Raw genomic sequence first — 16,436 nt, 5'->3', positions numbered from 1 at the left:
ACGGGGTTTTAAAGCTATATTTTAGTAGTTTTAGTGTAAAATTCTTCACTTTTATTCAAGGAAAAATTTTGCAAAATATCAACTATTTAGAAATCACATCCAAACTCCCAAAAATAGGCAACAAAATGCTATATTTTGGTATCGATATTAGTGCTTATGATGGGGTTAGATTGCTAATTTTGCAAAAGCTCTTTTTAATTGATGGGCTTAGAAAACTCTACCAAAAAGATAAAAATAGTGCGATTTTGGCTATAATTGGAAAGCATTTAATAGAAATAAACTGCCTAATTAATAGCTTTGATTTTATATTTGATAAGCTTGTTGTTGTTAAATTTAGCAAACTTCTAGATCAAATTTTACCGCTATTTGAACATTTAGGCCAAATTTTAAAAGGACAAAATAATTCTGAATTAAAAGATATTTTAGCTCAAATTCAGATATATTTTGAGAATGGGTTTCAATCATTATGCTTTGAATTGGAGATTTTTTTATACGATACACACTCATTTTACTGCATTAAAGAGTGGAAAATTTCTTCATCATCAGCATATGCAATCCGCAAAAGTATAGTAAATTTACGCCAAGAAATTAAAGCCAAAACCGCCTTAAATTCAAACACTCTAAGCGAACTTTTTGTGCTTGTTAATGCATTTTATCAGATTTTTGGATTAACTAAATTTGAGCAAAAACTCTCAAAAATCACAAATTTAGTCTATAAATTCAAAAAATCTAACCAAAAAGATAGCAAATCAATAAATAAAGAATTAAATAAAAAGCTAAAAAAATTCGATAAAAAGCTAGCTAAAATCTCAAAAAAACTAAAACCATACTATCAAAAGGAAATCTAGTGCAAAACCAAGAAAAAATCATAAATATGTTTAATGAAATTGCGCCTACTTATGATAAAGCTAATAAAATATTAAGCTTTGGAATCGACGCTTCTTGGAGAAGCTCAGCCTGTGATCAAGTTTTAAAAAATTTTAACTCATCGCTAAATATTGCAGATGTCGCTTGCGGCACTGGAGATATGATTCAAGCATGGATTAATAGCGCCAAAAAAGCAAATTTAAAAATTGAAAAAATTACCGGAATTGACCCAAGTAAGCAGATGTTAAAAGTAGCCAAAGAAAAGCTCCCAAATTGTGAATTTAAAGAGGCAAAAGCTGATAATACAGGATTAAACCCAAATACCCAAGATATAGTTAGTATAAGTTATGGTATTAGAAATGTTGTAGCTAGAACTCAAGCTTTACATGAGTTTAATAGAGTTTTAAAAATTGGCGGATATTTAGTTGTTTTAGAATTTACCAAAAGGGATAAAAGTGGCCCAATAGCAAAGATTAGGGATTTTTATCTACACAATATTTTGCCTGCAATCGGTGGATTTATAAGCAAAAATAAAGAGGCTTATGAGTATCTACCTAGAAGCATTGAAGGTTTTTTAGACTCAAATGAGTTTTGTCGTGAACTTGAAGGAAGTGGTTTTGAGATGGTGATAGTTAAAGGGTTTAGTATGAATATTAGCACTATGTTTATTGCTAAAAAGGTTAAAAATATATGACAGTAAGCGATCTAAATGAGTCGGCTAAGGCGTTATTAGAGTCGCACTTTAGCGTAGTTGAAGTTGAAGGCGAGATAAGTCGCTTAACAAAACATAGTAGTGGCCACTGGTACTTTACGCTCAAAGATGAAAAATCTGCCATCAGCGTAGCTATGTATAAATTTACTAATCAAAATATAAAATTTGAAATAAAAGATGGAATGAAAGTTACGCTAATTGGTAAGCTTTCAATCTATAGCTCAAATGGTAGCTATCAGTTCATCGCTAGTCGCATTATTCCAATTGGTGTAGGTGAGCTTGAGCTTGCATTTAATCAGCTCAAAGAGCGTCTAGCTCTTGCTGGTTTATTTAATAGAGCAGATAAAAAACCACTACCAAAATATCCAAGCAAAGTAGGAATCATTACAAGTGCTAGCTCTGCAGCATTTGCTGATATGTGTAAGGTTATTAGTGATAGGTATGTTTTGCCTAAGTTTTATCTATTTAATTCCTTAGTTCAAGGAAATAGCGCTCCAGCAAATTTAATTAAGATGTTAAAGCTTGCTGATTCTATGGAGTTAGATGTAATTGTCATTGCTAGAGGCGGCGGGTCCAAAGAGGATTTGTGGTGTTTTAATGATGAAGGCTTGGCTTATGCAATTTATGAAGCAAAGACGCCTATTATCTCAGCTATAGGGCATGAGATTGATTATAGTATTAGTGATTTTGTAGCTGATCACAGATCGCTTACACCCACTGCTGCGATGGTTGATCTCTTGCCTGATAGTAATGAACTTCATCAAAAACTTGATATTTTTCAAAATACTCTTGAAGCGATTATATCATCTAAATTCAACAAATGTGAAAGCTATTTAAATTTAGCCAAAGCACAGATAAAATCTAAAGCAATAGAACAAAAAATCAACTTAGCTACTCTTACTTTAGATAGTTTTAAGTCAAATTTAGATAACTTTTTACATAAAAAATTTAATTTAGCTCAATCAAAAATTGATAAATTTGAGTTAGTTTTTAAAAGACAAGAGTATTTTTACAAGGTAACAAAAAATATGGCACATATTATAAAAGATTCGCAAATCATCTCATTATCTGAGCTAAAAAGCGGCGATGAGATTACTATTAGTTCACAAAATTTATGCAAACAAGCAATAATAAAATAAGGGGATAAAATGAGTAGAGTTTTAAATTTTAGTGCTGGTCCAAGTGCGATTCCATTAGCAGTTTTAGAGCGTGCACAGGCTGAATTTACCGATTATCACGGCTTTGGTTATAGCATTATGGAGGTAAGCCATAGGGGGAAAGTTTTTGAAGAGTTGCACAATAACGCCATTGCTAAACTAAAAAGTTTTTATAATATCGGCGATGATTATGCGGTGCTATTTTTACAAGGTGGTGCGACTTTGCAATTTGCTCAAATTCCGATGAATATTTACACTGGTGGCGTGGCCGAATATGTAAATACCGGCGTTTGGACGCAAAAAGCAATCAAAGAAGCCAAAATCCAAAATATCAATTACAAGGTAATAGCAAGTAGCGAAGATACTAAATTTGATCACATTCCAAATTTTAATTTTAGTGATGATGCTGATTATGGTTATATCTGCTCAAATAACACGATTTACGGCACACAATACGCCACACTTCCAAGCCCAAAATGCCCACTAGTAGTAGATAGCAGTTCTGATCTTTTAAGCCGTGAAATTGATTTTAAAGCACACAATATCGGATTATTCTATGGTGGAGCACAAAAAAATGCTGGCCCAGCTGGTATAACTATTGTTATAGTTAAAAAAGATTTAGCCGCAAGAGTTAAAGATAGCGTTCCTACTCCGCTTCGTTATATAACGCAAATAGAGGCTAATTCACTAGCTAATACACCACCTACATTTGGAATTTATATGTTTGATTTGGTTCTTGATTGGATCAAAGATCAAGGTGGTTTAAATGCTATAAATGCTGTAAATGAGCAAAAAGCAGCTGCTTTATATGAACTTATAGATAATTCAGATTTTTACAAAGCATTTGCAAAACCAGGTTCGAGAAGTTTAATGAATGTTAGTTTTGCCACTCCAAGTGCTGAACTTGATGGAGCTTTTGTTAAATTAGCTGAACAAAATGGAATGATAGGATTAAAAGGTCATAGAATCTTAGGTGGTTTAAGAGCTTCTATATATAATGCTGTAACACAACAAAGCGTACAAACTCTATGTGAATTTATGAAGGAATTCCAAAGAACACATGGATAATTTTTAAGCCTTTTAGGTAGTTAAACTCTATTTAAAGGGCTTTTAAATTTTATATTAAATACAAAATATCCGATTGTAAAAATTAGACATAAAAAAAGGCTACGACTCTTGCGAGTCGCAGCCAAATTAATTAAAAGGTAGAATTATAGTTTGTCGCCATCAGTTGATAGGTAGCTTGCTACACCTTCAGTTGTAGGTTTCATACCTTTATCACCTTTGTTCCAGCCAGCTGGACAAACTTCACCATGCTCATTTGTAAATAGCATTGTATCAACCATTCTTACCATTTCATCGATATTTCTGCCAAGTGGTAAATCATTTATTACTGCGTGGCGAACTGTACCATCTTTATCTAGTAGGAAGCTACCTCTTAGAGCTACTGCTTCATCAAATAGTACATCAAATCCTCTTGCCCACTCTTTTTTAAGGTCAGCTACTAGAGGGAATTGTACTCTACCGATACCGCCTTGTTTAATATCTGTTTCTCTCCATGCAAAGTGGCAGTATTCATTATCTGTGCTAACGCCGATAACTTCAATACCTCTATCTTTAAATTCTTTATATCTTTTGTCAAAAGCGATGATTTCGCTTGGGCAAACAAATGTAAAATCTTTTGGATAGAAAAATACTACTGCACCTTTTGGTCCAATGTTTTTATATAGATCAAAATTTTCTTCAATTTGACCATTGCCTAGAACTGCTACGCCACTTAGTTGTGGTGCTTTATTAGTAACTATCATACTAAATCTCCTTAATAATTTTTATGAATTGCGAAATTGTATCTGTATAAATTTAACTATAATTAAACGCAGATAAAACAATCTATAAAATCAATTTAAAAGTAATAAAAATATGAATTTAAAGAAAAATTTGCTATAATCGCCCAATTTTTTATTAAAGGAAAAAAATGCTAGGTGATTTTTTTTCAAAAATACGCAAAAAACAATCTCACCCAAGTGAAGCTCCAAGTCACTGGGTAAAATGCAGCAGTTGTAGCTCTTTAATGTATTTTAAAGAAGTTGAAGCATGCTATAATGTTTGTCCAAAATGTGGATATCATATGAGACTTAGCGCTCAAAAAAGAATAGAATTAATTAGCGATGTTGGAAGTTTTGTTGAATTTGATGCAAATTTAAGACCAATAGATCCATTAAATTTCGTAGATAAAAAATCATATAAAAAGAGAATTGAAGAAGGTCAAAGTAAAAATGGCAAAACAAGCTCAGTAATCTCAGGAGAAGCTACAATTGATGGCCAACCAGTTCAGCTTGTGGTTTTTGATTTTAGCTTTATGGGTGGTAGCCTAAGCTCAGTTGAAGGTGAAAAAATCACTCGTGCAGTTCGCAGAGCGATAGAAAAAAGAAATCCACTTATTATAGTAAGTGCAAGCGGTGGCGCAAGAATGCAAGAGAGTACATTTAGTCTTATGCAAATGAGCAAAACTAGTGCTGCACTCAAACTTTTAAGCGATAATAGATTGCCATATATCTCAGTTCTTACTGACCCTACTATGGGTGGAGTTTCAGCTTCATTTGCTTGGCTAGGTGATTTAATCATTGCTGAGCCAAAAGCTTTAATAGGTTTTGCAGGCCAAAGAGTTATTGAACAAACTATTAAAGCAAGCCTACCTGAAGGTTTTCAAAGAGCTGAGTTCTTACTAGAGCATGGATTAATAGATGCTATAGTCCCAAGAGATGAGCATAAAAAATATCTTAGTGATATGATAAGATTTTTTATGAAAAATGATAATTTTTATAGCCCAATTAATGAGGCTATTTAGTGCAAATTCTAGTCCATTGCCTTCAAAAGCTTGATGATGATAAAGATATAAAAGATTATATCAAGATGAGTAGCAAATGGGCTAATATTAAAGAGATTAATAAATTTAGCCCACAAATTGCTAAAGCTCAAATTCAAGGCCAAGCCGCATCGCATAGAGCATATGAAGAGGCATATAAGCCTTGTTTAAATGGTTTTTGCATCGGACTTGATGAGCGTGGTGAAATGCTTGATAGCTTTGAGTTTGCAAAGCTTCTTAAAGATAGAAATCAAATTTCATTTTTTATTGGCGGGGCTTATGGTTTAGGTGATAATTTACGAGGAGAGATGGATAAGTTAGTGAGTTTATCACGGCTAACATTTGCGCATAAAATAGCTAAACTCGTACTATATGAGCAGATTTTTCGCGCTCTTTGCATTAATGCAAACCACCCCTATCATAAATAAAAAGGAGTTATATGACAACAAGCCAACTAGAGTATTTTAAAGAGTTGCTTTTAGAGAGAAAAGAGCAAATTCAAAGAAATATCAATGATGCAGCTAGCGAGATTGATGGACTTAGACAAAGTGGTGCTACTGATGAGCTTGACTTTGCTAGTATTAGTGCTGATGAAGAACTAGAACACTCAATCTCAGCTAAACAACAACAAGAGCTTAATGAAATTGATCAATCATTAACAAAAATTGAATCTGGAATTTATGGTATTTGCGATATGTGCGAAGATGATATTGATATAGAACGCCTAAAAGTAAAACCACACGCACGCTACTGCATTACATGTCGTGAAATTGCTGAAAAAACAATAATAAAATAAGGGTAAAAGATGAAAACTAGACGATTTTTCTTATATTCTGTTATCTATATTGGGCTTGTTTGGCTGGTCACTTTTTCGTTTGCTGACCAAAATTATGCTATAAATATTCTTAGCTATACACTTGAATTACCAGTAGCTACATGGCTTGTGGTGCCACTTTGTATCTTTGCGATTTTAGCACTTTTGCATATGAGCTACTATGGGTTTAAAATCTACCTAGAAGGTAGAGCAATGAAAAGCGATGCTCAAATTTATAATGTTTTAGCTAAGGAAATTTACCTTGGACTAGAGTCAAATAAAGATTTTAAAACCGATCTTTTTGCGGCTTCAAGTGAGGTTACAAAATCTCTTTCTCCATGGCTAAATTTAGGCAAACCAGTTCTTCATAACGATGATTTAAGAGCCGCCTATGAGCTTTACAATGATGTAAAAACTGGAAAAGTATGTGAGTTAAAAAGATTTAAGCTTTTAAAAACTAATCCACTCTATATCCAAAATGAAAAAAACAAAATTCAAGCTGACTATAAATACGCTATTACCATCTTATCTAGCAATGATGCAAACGAAGAATTAAGAGCTTTTGCTTCAAATGCACTCGTAGAAAATGGTTCGTTTTTAGAACTATCTAAATTCAATCCAATCTACACAAATAACGATGTATTAACACTGGTAAATAGATACTCTAAAGACAAATTTGAAATTAGTACAAATGATATGTTTGGAATTATTAATAAAGTTAAATTTACCTCAGATGAATATATTAAAATTGCTAAAATTCTTAAAACAAAAGTTGATCCAGATCTGCTTATATCTATGTTTGAGCATCTTAGAAATGATGAAGGGGCTGCATTTGAAGCATATTTATATCTACTTTATGACTTCCAAATGATAGAAAAGCTTAGAGAAGCGATAATGAGCGGTAATGCTAAATTTGAGCGTATTGAGACCTTACTCTTTTTAAGAGATCATGGTAAAATCGCTAGAGCGGATCTATTTTATTAATGATTGATTTTAGCTCAAAACCGTTATTTTTAGCCCCTTTAGCGGGCTTTTCTGATCTACCACTTCGCAGCCTAGCTAAGCGTTTTGGCTGCGATTGTACAGTTAGTGAAATGATTAGCTCAAATGCTCTTGTATATGAACATGATAAGACCTTAGCAATGCTAGAAAAATCTCCACTAGAAACGCCATATATAGTTCAGCTAGCAGGTAGCGACACAGACGTAATCGCTAGAGCAGTAGAGATTTTAAATGAATTTGATGGGATTGATGGGATTGATTTAAACTGTGGTTGTCCAGTGCCAAAAGTAATAAAACAAAATGCCGGTTCAGCCTTATTAAATGAACCAAAATTGCTATGTAATATCATTGAAACGATTAAAACTAAATCAAATAAACGCTATACTTCGGTTAAAATTCGTCTAGGATTTAACACCAAAATGGCACACCTAATAGCTCAAGATTTAGCTAACGCTGGGGCTGATTTTATCTGTGTGCATGGACGAACTAGAGCTGGTGGATATAGCGCACCAGTTGATTATGAAGCCATCGCTAAAATAAAATCAAATACAACAATTCCAGTTATTGCCAATGGCGACATTAATCTAGATAACTATCAAAATGTATTAAAAACTACTGGTTGTGATGGACTGATGATTGGCAGAGCTAGTATTGGTTCTCCATGGATATTTAAAGAGATTAAAGAAAATCAAAGTATAAATCCAGATGAAAAAAGACAAGTAATTAAAGAACATTTTGAACTAATGCTTAATACTTATGGTAATCATGCTATAGGGATTTTTCGCAAACATTTACACGAATACTCCAAAGGTCTTAATGGGGCTAGCGAATTTAGATCTAGCGTTAATAAAATGCACTCTCCAGAGCAGATGAGAGAACAGATTGAACAATTTTTTGACCCATGCAGGGCTATATCTTAAAGGTTCAAAAAGTAAGAGATGAAGACTGTATTGTCACAATTCTCTCACCGCACAAACAGATCAAATGTTATAGGTTTTATGGCGCTCGTCACCCTATTATCACTCAAGGATTTAAACTTGATTTTGAATTAGTTGAAAGTAAAAGCTTTTTGCCGCATCTTCGCTCGACTATGCATCTAGGATTTAGCTGGTTAATCGAGCGTGAACGACTTTTAGTTTGGCAAAATTTTATGCGGCTAATGGCTGATCATTTACGTGATGTACAAGAGAGTGATGAGTTTTATTTTGAAATACTTGAAATGTGTGCTAAGAAATTTCACCGCCAAAACCCTATTAGAGTCGTACTTGAATCCTATGCAATGATTTTAAAATTTGAGGGGCGATTGCATATTGATACTAGTTGTTTTATCTGCGATGGCAAGCTTAATGAACAAGTCGGACTTGGTAGAGCATTTTTACTTGCCCATCCTGAATGTATAGGCAAAAATCCATTAAACTATGATAGCGTGATTAAATTTCTTTCTACTGCTTCAACTGCTCACTTAAACGATACGCAAATCAAAGAGTTATATTTTATCCTTTTAGAGGGGTTTTAATTTTTTGTTTATATGGATTGCTTTATCTTCTAAAACATATCAAGAAAATAATAATAAAATAAATCAAAAGTATTAAAGTAAATATTTTAATAAGTATTTATTTTGCAAGTTATTATTACGGCAATATGATATAATCTAAAACTAAAAAGCACTATTTTACACTAAATATATTAGAATTTAATATATTTTTTTATAAAATTTGTAGTTTAGAAAATTGCGGGAGAGCAAAATGAGTACTAATCTACTAAATAATCAGCAAAAAGAGATTGGCGATGAAGCTTTCATTACTACAAAGACAGATTTAAAAGGCTACATTACTTATGCTAATAGCTATTTTTTAAATATCGTAAATGCCAAAAATTCAGATCTCATAGGCAAAAATCACAATATAGTTCGCCATCCCGATATGCCAAAGTATGTATTTAAGCTACTTTGGGATAGGATAAAAAATAAACAAGAGATATTTGCTTTTGTTAAAAATATAACCTTTGATGGTGGATATTACTGGGTATTTGCCAATGTTACAAGCTCTCTTGATGAAAGTGGCAATATCATAGGCTACTACTCAGTGCGACGCAAAGCCAATCCACAAGCCGTGGAGAAAATCATCCCAATATACCAAAAAATGTTAGAATTAGAAAAATTCAGCGGAATCGAAGCTAGCCAAAAATATATAGCCGATTTATTAGCTACGCACAACACTACATACGACCGCTTTGTCAATGAACTACAAAGAGTAAAAGGATAGTAAATGGGTATATTTAGCAAAAAAAGTAAATTTGATGATATTGTTTATAATGAGATAGTAGCAGTAGTATGTGGCGCATCAAAAGGCAAATTAGAAGCTAGGATTACAAATATTGATAATGATTCTAGATTAGTAACGATAGCTAAGTATATCAATGACCTTTTAGATCAAGTAGAAGCCCTACAAAGAGAGACTCAAAGTAGCATTTTAGCAGCCAGAAGTGGCAAAGAGTATCGAAATATCTATGTTGAGGGATTTAAAGGGATTTTTAGAAATAACGCAGAATCTCTAAGCGAAGGCGTAACCGGTGTTTTAGAGGGGCAAAAAGGAAAAATCAGAGGAATTTTAAGCCAAAAATTTACCGAACTTGGCAATGGTACAAATGGAATGGATAGCGTTCAAAGAGATCTAATCGCAAGTGTAAGTGATTTAGCTAAGGTAGTAAATTCTAGTCAGCAAACTGCCGCTATTGCCGCCCAGAGCATAAGCAAAGTCGAAGAGCTAAGTTCAAATTTTCATATAATAACATCAAATACTAACCAAACTACTCAAAGTATATATCAAAGAGCAACCGATATTAGTAATGTAGTAAATTTAATTAAAGATATAGCTGACCAAACTAATCTTCTTGCTCTAAATGCCGCCATTGAAGCTGCTCGTGCAGGTGAGCATGGTAGAGGATTTGCAGTTGTTGCTGATGAAGTTAGAAAATTAGCAGAAAATACAACTAGGGCTACTGCTGATATTGAAAGTACCGTAACAATGCTAAGTCAAGACGCCGATGAATTAAACCGCTCAACTGATATGATAAATCAAGTGGCCCAAACAGCTTTAGATAACACAGATAAATTAAAAGAGGCTCTAGAAAATTTTAGTACTGACGCAGCTACTACAGCTAAAGTCTCAGAATTAACGCAAAATAAAACTATTGGAATTTTAACCAAAATTGATCTTATTTTAGCCAAAACCACAGCTTATAATAACGCATTAAATGAGCTAAAATTTACTCCAGAGCAAAAAGCGCATATAGATGAGTTATTGCATGATTGTGAGAGTAATTTTGCTAAATTCAGCCCAGAACAAACTGCTAAAATCAAAGAGGCTTTAGAGTTGATAATTAAAGTTTTAAGAGATGAAAATAGACAAGATATAGATAAACTTGTTGATAAATTTAATACCATAGAACAAAATAGTAGTTTTATCTTTAAAAGCATAGATAGCGTAGTATTAAATAAAAATTAATTTAGGATTTATATATGAGTTTGGATTTTACCCATCTGCATTTACATACTGAGTATTCGCTTTTAGATGGAGCTAATAAGATTAAAACTTTAGCTAAAAGACTAAAAGAGATGAATATAAAATCTTGTGCTATTACTGATCATGGAAATATGTTTGGAGCAATTGAGTTTTATAAAGGGATGAGGGCTGAGGGGATAAAGCCAATTATTGGTCTTGAAGCCTATATCCATAATAACGATGATATAAGCTCTAAAGAGAGTAGATATAGATTTCATCTATGCTTATTTGCCAAAAATGAGATAGGATATCAAAATTTAATGTATCTTAGCTCAATGAGCTATATCAAGGGATACTACTACTATCCAAGAATCAATAAAAAGCTATTAAGAGAGCATAGCGAGGGGCTAGTTTGTAGCTCGGCTTGTTTGGCAGGAGAGGTGAATTTTCATCTAAATTTAAGTGAGAGAAACATCAAAAGGGGTGCAGGCGGATATGAAGCGGCTAAGGCTGCAGCACTAGAGTATAAAGATATATTTGGCGATGATTTTTATCTTGAGATTATGCGTCATGGGATATTTGATCAGCAGCGAATTGATAGTGATATTATCAGATTATCTAAAGAGACTGGTATTAAATTAATCGCCACAAACGACGCTCACTACACCACCAAAGATAGTGCCATAGCACAAAAAATCTTTGTCTATATCTCAGCCAATAAAAATTTCGATGAGAGTGTCAAAGAGCAGGTTTTAAGCGAATTTTATGCTAAATCCCCAGAGCAGATGAGCGAGATTTTCGCTGATATCCCAGAAGTGGTATCTAATACCCAAGAGATAGTAAATAAGTGTAATTTAGAGATTAAATTAGGCAACGCCACTCCGCCAAATTTCAAATTCACCCAAGAATATGCCAAAGCAAGGGATCTAGCCTTGCCAAACCCAGATTTAGAGTATGATTTGGATAATGATAGCCTTTTGTTTGAATATGAGTGTAAAGAGGGGCTTAAAAAGCGTTTAGAGTTTATCGATCCTAGCAAACATCAAATTTACAAAGATAGGCTAGACTTAGAGATAAACACCATTAAAAATATGAAATTCCCAGGCTACATGCTTATCGTGGCTGATTTTATAAACGAAGCCAAAAAGCGTGGTATCCCAGTAGGCCCTGGGCGTGGCTCGGCCGCTGGAAGCTTGGTAGCTTACGCCCTTCGTATAACTGACCTTGATCCGATCCCATATAACTTGCTATTTGAGAGGTTTTTAAATCCTGAGCGTATAAGTATGCCTGATATTGATGTGGATTTTTGTCAAAATCGCAGAGGCGAAGTTATTGATTATGTGATTGAAAAGTATGGCCAGTATAATGTCGCTCAAGTAGCTACATTTAGTAAGCTCTTAGCCAAAGGCGTTATAAGAGATGTCGCTAGGGTTATGGGTATGCCATACGCTGATGCTGATGCGATGGCAAAGCTAATTCCTGATGAGCATAGCTTAAAAGGCTACACAAATAAAAATGGTGAATTTGAGCCTGGAGCCTTTGAAAAAGAGCCAAAAATCGCTGAATTGATAGAGAGTAATGAGCTAGCTAGAAGCGTGTGGCAATATGCTTGCGAGCTTGAAGGCTTAAATAGAAATCCCGGTATGCACGCTGCTGGTATAGTAATCAGCAATGAAGAACTATGGAAAAAGGCACCACTATGGCGACAAAGCAACGCCGAAGATGGCCACTATGTCACGCAATATACTAAGGATTATCTTGAAGATGTAGATCTTATTAAATTTGACTTTTTAGGGCTTAAAACGCTAACTGTGATTGATGATGCTATTAAGCTTATTAAAGCTAGATTTAATCAAGATATTTTATGGGAAAAGATCGATTTTAACGACCCTAAAACCTACCAAACTATACAAAGTGGCAACACTCTTGGAATTTTTCAGATAGAATCTAGCGGAATGCAAAAATTGGCCGCCAAATTAAAGCCCGATTGCTTCGAAGATATAATCGCTATGATCGCACTATATCGCCCAGGGCCGCTAAATTCAGGTATGGTGGATGATTTTATAGATATTAAACATGGCAAAAAGAGCGTAGAATACGCTTTTGATGCCTTGCGACCGATATTGGAGCCAACTTATGGGGTTATAGTCTATCAAGAACAAGTCATGCAAGTAGTTCAAACTGTGGGTGGATTTAGCCTTGGTGGAGCGGATTTAGTCCGTAGAGCAATGAGTAAGAAAAAAGAAGATGAGATGCTAAGGCTCAAAACCCAGTATCTAGATGGCGCTTCTCAAAATGGCTTTGATAGAGATAAGGCTGATGCTCTCTTTGAGCTGATTATGAAATTTGCCGAATATGGATTTAACAAATCCCACTCCGCAGCTTATGCTCTTATCACCTTTCAAACAGCATATTTAAAGACATATTATCCGGCTGAATTTATGGCTGCTCTTTTAAGTAGTGAAGAGAATAACGCCGATAAAATCACCAAATATATAGAAGAGATCCGCCGTTTAGATATAGAGCTACTCCCGCCTAGCGTTAGTAAAAGTAGTAGTGAATTTAGCGTTATTAGCAAGGATGGTAAGGATGCTATCATCTATGGACTGGGCGCTATTAAAGGCGTTGGTGGATCTGCGATTGAAGATATCACAAATATCAGAAAAGATGGCTTAAATAGTTTAGAAGATCTAGTATCTAAGAGCGATTGTACCGCAGTAAATAAGCGAGTTTATGAATCGCTTATTAAATCAGGTGCTTTGGATGAATTTGGCTACACTAGAAAAACTTTGATGCAAAATATTGAGTATCTCACAGACCAATCCAAAAAGAGCTCCGATATCAAAAGAGAGGCGCAATTCTCTCTATTTGGCGATGATGAGAGTATGAGTAAAATGGTGCTTAATCTAAGCTTAGCACCAGATGAATTCACCCAAAGAGAGCTTTTAAGCTTCGAACAAGAGTATCTAGGTGTATATATCAGCGGACATCCATTAGATGAGTTTAAAAGTAGCATTGAAGCCATTTCGCATACGAATTCAACGCAGTTTGACACTATCGAAGATGGCAATGAGATTATCGTAATAGGCAAGATAGAAGATATTTCAATCAAGCTGACAAAATCTGGCAATAAAATGGGTATCATAACCATCCTTGATATGTATGGAAGTATGGAAGCTACGGTATTTTCTCACATACAAAAGATAGAATCAATGCCAAAAGATGAGCTAAATAAACCACTTGTATTTAAGATGCTTTTTAATAGAGACGACCAACAAGTCAAGCTAAAAGTAAATGAAATTTACACTCTTGAAGAGGCCGGAAATACCAAAATCACACTAAAATCCAACAAAATCACCGCCGAAGAGATAGAAGAGAATAAAGAGTATTTCGACGCCATCAAGCACTCTACAATCCTAGATATCTTAAAAAGTGCTAAAAACGGCGAACATCTCATCATTGCTAAACTAAATGATATCAGCATCAAAGATACAAAATCAGGCAATAAAATGGCGGTATTAAGCGTAACTGACAAAAGCTCAAATGCTGATATGTTTGCCTTTGATGTGGCTTGTACTCAAGCTAGCGAGATAATCAACACAGATAGATTATACGCACTCAAAGTCACACCACCAAGGGATACAAACTCAAAAATGATAGTCAATCAAATCATCGATATAGACGAGGCAAAAAATGGCGATATAACCCTTAGAAACGCACCTAAAAAAAAGGTCATAAATACAGAAACCACTATCGAACAACCTAGCTCAAATATCGTTGGAAAATTAGAAATTGAGCTAAAATTAAGCGCTTTAAACAAAAATAAAATCAATCAAATTTACCAACTAGCACACAGACACAACGCTATAATCGGAGCCAAAAAGAGCTTGATTTTAAGAGTTTTAGATGAGAATAAAACGCAAATTATGCAGTTTGTAACTGAATTTAGCGTAACTGATGATTTCGAAAGTGAGTTAAATACGCTTTTAGCTGGATAAATATATTAAATTACTAAGTTATAATTTTGAAAGAATATTGAAATGGACAAAAAATTATCTAAACCATTTTTAAAATGGGCTGGTGGAAAAGGGCAGCTTTTAAATAAATTTAAAGAGCTATATCCACAAGAATTAATAAATGGAGAAGTTAAAATATATATTGAGCCATTTGTCGGTGGTGGTGCTGTTCTTTTTGATATTTTACAAAACTATCAAATTGAGAAAGCATATATAAATGATATTAACAAAGAGCTTATTAACTGCTATCGTTGTATTAAGGCAGATCTTAAAGAAGTAATAAAACAACTAGATATATTAGAAAAAGAATATTTGACAAGCGAAGATAGAGCTAATTATTTTTATAAAGTTAGAGATAGATACAATGAAATTCATTTAAACAAACACTATGACTTTGAAAAATGTGCTGATTTTATATTTTTAAACAAAACTTGTTTTAATGGACTTTATAGGGTTAATAAAGATGGAAAGTTTAATGTACCACACGGCAAATATAAAAATCCACTAATTTGCGATAAAGAAAATTTAAGGTTGTGTTCTAATCTATTACAAAAAGTTGAAATAAGTTTTGGTAGTTATGAACAAGTCTTAGAAAAAGCAGATAATAACACATTTGTATATTTTGACCCACCATATAGACCACTTATGGAAAAGAATTCATTTGTGAGTTATGATAAATCTGGATTTGATGATAATGATCAAATAAAACTTAAAGAGAATTATAAATTGTTAGATAATAAAAAATGTCTGTTAATGCTTTCAAATTCTGACCCTAAAAATACAAACGAAGAAGACAATTTCTTTGATGATATTTATAAAGGTTTTGAAATTGAGAGGGTTTTTGCAAAAAGAATGATAAACTCTTCAGCAAGTAAGCGTGGCGATATAACTGAAATTGTTATAATGAACTACAAAAGGAGAAGATAGAATGAATATTTTAAAAAGATTTATTGATAATTCTATAGTATATTATGATCGTGGTAAATTTGACGACTATTGTGTGTATCTAAAAGAAAAAAATTTATCTGCAAAAGCTCCCAGAGATATTGAATATTTTCAATATTTCATTGATTTAGCTAAAATTTATGGTAATAGTAAAATATATAATGATTTTTGTTTGATATATGATAAAACAACTGATGTTGTTAATAATGCAATACTTAACCTAATAACTGAAATAAGTGTTTCGTATGGAGAAAATTCCTTGTGGGTTGATAAATGGTTTACCGTGATATATCTAGGAATGGTGGCTGAAGAAAGAAAAGCTAATGCAATACTAAAGAAAAAAATTAAACGATTAGGGTTTCATCAAATTATGATGGAAAATCTATCGGCCTATGAAGCTGCAAATTTTAGCAGAGGAAAACGTGCTGTAATATTGTTACAAGAATGTCAAAAAAGAGATTTTTAATATAAAAAGAAATTTTAATGAATGGTTTGCAAATTTTACTGATAGTATAGCAACTTACGAATATTACACAGACTTTTAGCATTGTTTA

Annotated in this window: 15 protein-coding genes and 1 pseudogene; 15 read left to right on the top strand and 1 reads right to left on the bottom strand. The window is 33.4% G+C overall.

What is annotated here, in order from left to right; genetic code table 11:
• The first annotated feature begins 68 nt into the window (after positions 1-68).
• The 4 genes from CIGNP85_RS00665 to serC are packed head-to-tail and all read left to right on the top strand — an operon-like array spanning position 69 to position 3,804.
• Complete coding sequence (locus CIGNP85_RS00665) at positions 69-848, top strand: hypothetical protein (protein WP_086232502.1); 780 nt, start codon at positions 69-71, stop codon at positions 846-848.
• On the top strand, positions 848-1,561 hold the full coding sequence (gene ubiE, locus CIGNP85_RS00660; RefSeq protein WP_086286657.1) for a bifunctional demethylmenaquinone methyltransferase/2-methoxy-6-polyprenyl-1,4-benzoquinol methylase UbiE: 714 nt from the start codon (positions 848-850) through the stop codon (positions 1,559-1,561). The genes CIGNP85_RS00665 and ubiE overlap by 1 nt, the downstream gene beginning before the upstream one ends.
• The gene (gene xseA, locus CIGNP85_RS00655; protein WP_086238964.1) at positions 1,558-2,718 is read left to right on the top strand and encodes an exodeoxyribonuclease VII large subunit; all 1,161 of its coding nucleotides are present in this window, start codon (positions 1,558-1,560) and stop codon (positions 2,716-2,718) included. The genes ubiE and xseA overlap by 4 nt, the downstream gene beginning before the upstream one ends.
• A 9-nt stretch (positions 2,719-2,727) precedes the next feature.
• Entirely contained in the window at positions 2,728-3,804 is a 1,077-nt protein-coding gene (serC, locus tag CIGNP85_RS00650) for a 3-phosphoserine/phosphohydroxythreonine transaminase (protein ID WP_086286656.1), read from the top strand.
• Between the two features lie 143 nt (positions 3,805-3,947).
• On the opposite strand, the gene CIGNP85_RS00645 is transcribed toward serC, so the two are convergent.
• Positions 3,948-4,544 (bottom strand): peroxiredoxin, encoded by a 597-nt coding sequence (locus tag CIGNP85_RS00645; protein ID WP_086225135.1) that lies wholly within the window; start codon positions 4,542-4,544, stop codon positions 3,948-3,950.
• 167 nt (positions 4,545-4,711) lie between these two features.
• Here CIGNP85_RS00645 and accD point away from each other — a divergent pair, with 167 nt between their 5' ends.
• The 11 genes and pseudogenes from accD to CIGNP85_RS00590 all read left to right on the top strand — a co-directional run bounded on the left by accD (position 4,712) and on the right by CIGNP85_RS00590 (position 16,348).
• Positions 4,712-5,584 carry an acetyl-CoA carboxylase, carboxyltransferase subunit beta gene (gene accD / locus CIGNP85_RS00640; protein WP_086225134.1) on the top strand — a complete coding sequence of 291 codons (873 nt, stop codon included), beginning with the start codon at positions 4,712-4,714 and terminating at the stop codon, positions 5,582-5,584.
• The gene (locus tag CIGNP85_RS00635) at positions 5,584-6,030 is read left to right on the top strand and encodes a 23S rRNA (pseudouridine(1915)-N(3))-methyltransferase RlmH (protein WP_086228502.1); all 447 of its coding nucleotides are present in this window, start codon (positions 5,584-5,586) and stop codon (positions 6,028-6,030) included. The genes accD and CIGNP85_RS00635 overlap by 1 nt, the downstream gene beginning before the upstream one ends.
• An 11-nt stretch (positions 6,031-6,041) precedes the next feature.
• Positions 6,042-6,398 carry an RNA polymerase-binding protein DksA gene (dksA, locus tag CIGNP85_RS00630; RefSeq protein ID WP_086228501.1) on the top strand — a complete coding sequence of 119 codons (357 nt, stop codon included), beginning with the start codon at positions 6,042-6,044 and terminating at the stop codon, positions 6,396-6,398.
• Positions 6,399-6,407: 9 nt separating this feature from the next.
• Positions 6,408-7,400, top strand: coding sequence for a hypothetical protein (locus CIGNP85_RS00625; protein WP_086252623.1), 993 nt, complete (start codon positions 6,408-6,410; stop codon positions 7,398-7,400).
• Positions 7,400-8,338 carry a tRNA dihydrouridine synthase gene (locus tag CIGNP85_RS00620; RefSeq protein ID WP_086252624.1) on the top strand — a complete coding sequence of 313 codons (939 nt, stop codon included), beginning with the start codon at positions 7,400-7,402 and terminating at the stop codon, positions 8,336-8,338. Before CIGNP85_RS00625 ends, CIGNP85_RS00620 begins: the two co-directional genes overlap by 1 nt.
• Positions 8,320-8,934, top strand: coding sequence for a recombination protein RecO (gene recO / locus CIGNP85_RS00615; protein WP_086226737.1), 615 nt, complete (start codon positions 8,320-8,322; stop codon positions 8,932-8,934). The genes CIGNP85_RS00620 and recO overlap by 19 nt, the downstream gene beginning before the upstream one ends.
• A 229-nt stretch (positions 8,935-9,163) precedes the next feature.
• Positions 9,164-9,682, top strand: coding sequence for a PAS domain-containing protein (locus tag CIGNP85_RS00610; protein WP_086233815.1), 519 nt, complete (start codon positions 9,164-9,166; stop codon positions 9,680-9,682).
• 576 nt (positions 9,683-10,258) lie between these two features.
• A pseudogene (locus tag CIGNP85_RS08650) lies at positions 10,259-10,924 on the top strand (methyl-accepting chemotaxis protein); the annotation flags it as partial.
• A 14-nt stretch (positions 10,925-10,938) separates the two neighbouring features.
• Positions 10,939-14,919, top strand: coding sequence for a DNA polymerase III subunit alpha (gene dnaE / locus CIGNP85_RS00600; protein ID WP_086241654.1), 3,981 nt, complete (start codon positions 10,939-10,941; stop codon positions 14,917-14,919).
• A 42-nt stretch (positions 14,920-14,961) separates the two neighbouring features.
• The gene (locus tag CIGNP85_RS00595; RefSeq protein WP_086286655.1) at positions 14,962-15,864 is read left to right on the top strand and encodes a DNA adenine methylase; all 903 of its coding nucleotides are present in this window, start codon (positions 14,962-14,964) and stop codon (positions 15,862-15,864) included.
• Between the two features lies 1 nt (position 15,865).
• A complete protein-coding gene (locus tag CIGNP85_RS00590) occupies positions 15,866-16,348 on the top strand; it encodes a DUF7004 family protein (protein ID WP_086286654.1) in 483 nt (160 codons plus the stop codon).
• Positions 16,349-16,436: the final 88 nt, after the last annotated feature.

It is taken from the genome of Campylobacter sp. P0085 (assembly GCF_002139495.1).
In the GTDB taxonomy this organism is placed as follows: Bacteria; Campylobacterota; Campylobacteria; order Campylobacterales; family Campylobacteraceae; genus Campylobacter; species Campylobacter devanensis.
This window is presented reverse-complemented; position numbering and strand designations above follow the sequence as displayed.

Coding starts and splice junctions, on each gene's coding strand:
- xseA (WP_086238964.1), top strand. CDS start 1,558: ATGACAGTAAGCGATCTAAATGAGTCGGCTAAGGCGTTATTAGAGTCG.
- serC (WP_086286656.1), top strand. CDS start 2,728: ATGAGTAGAGTTTTAAATTTTAGTGCTGGTCCAAGTGCGATTCCATTA.
- CIGNP85_RS00645 (WP_086225135.1), bottom strand. CDS start 4,544: ATGATAGTTACTAATAAAGCACCACAACTAAGTGGCGTAGCAGTTCTA.
- accD (WP_086225134.1), top strand. CDS start 4,712: ATGCTAGGTGATTTTTTTTCAAAAATACGCAAAAAACAATCTCACCCA.
- dksA (WP_086228501.1), top strand. CDS start 6,042: ATGACAACAAGCCAACTAGAGTATTTTAAAGAGTTGCTTTTAGAGAGA.
- CIGNP85_RS00625 (WP_086252623.1), top strand. CDS start 6,408: ATGAAAACTAGACGATTTTTCTTATATTCTGTTATCTATATTGGGCTT.
- CIGNP85_RS00620 (WP_086252624.1), top strand. CDS start 7,400: ATGATTGATTTTAGCTCAAAACCGTTATTTTTAGCCCCTTTAGCGGGC.
- recO (WP_086226737.1), top strand. CDS start 8,320: ATGCAGGGCTATATCTTAAAGGTTCAAAAAGTAAGAGATGAAGACTGT.
- CIGNP85_RS00610 (WP_086233815.1), top strand. CDS start 9,164: ATGAGTACTAATCTACTAAATAATCAGCAAAAAGAGATTGGCGATGAA.
- dnaE (WP_086241654.1), top strand. CDS start 10,939: ATGAGTTTGGATTTTACCCATCTGCATTTACATACTGAGTATTCGCTT.
- CIGNP85_RS00595 (WP_086286655.1), top strand. CDS start 14,962: ATGGACAAAAAATTATCTAAACCATTTTTAAAATGGGCTGGTGGAAAA.
- CIGNP85_RS00590 (WP_086286654.1), top strand. CDS start 15,866: ATGAATATTTTAAAAAGATTTATTGATAATTCTATAGTATATTATGAT.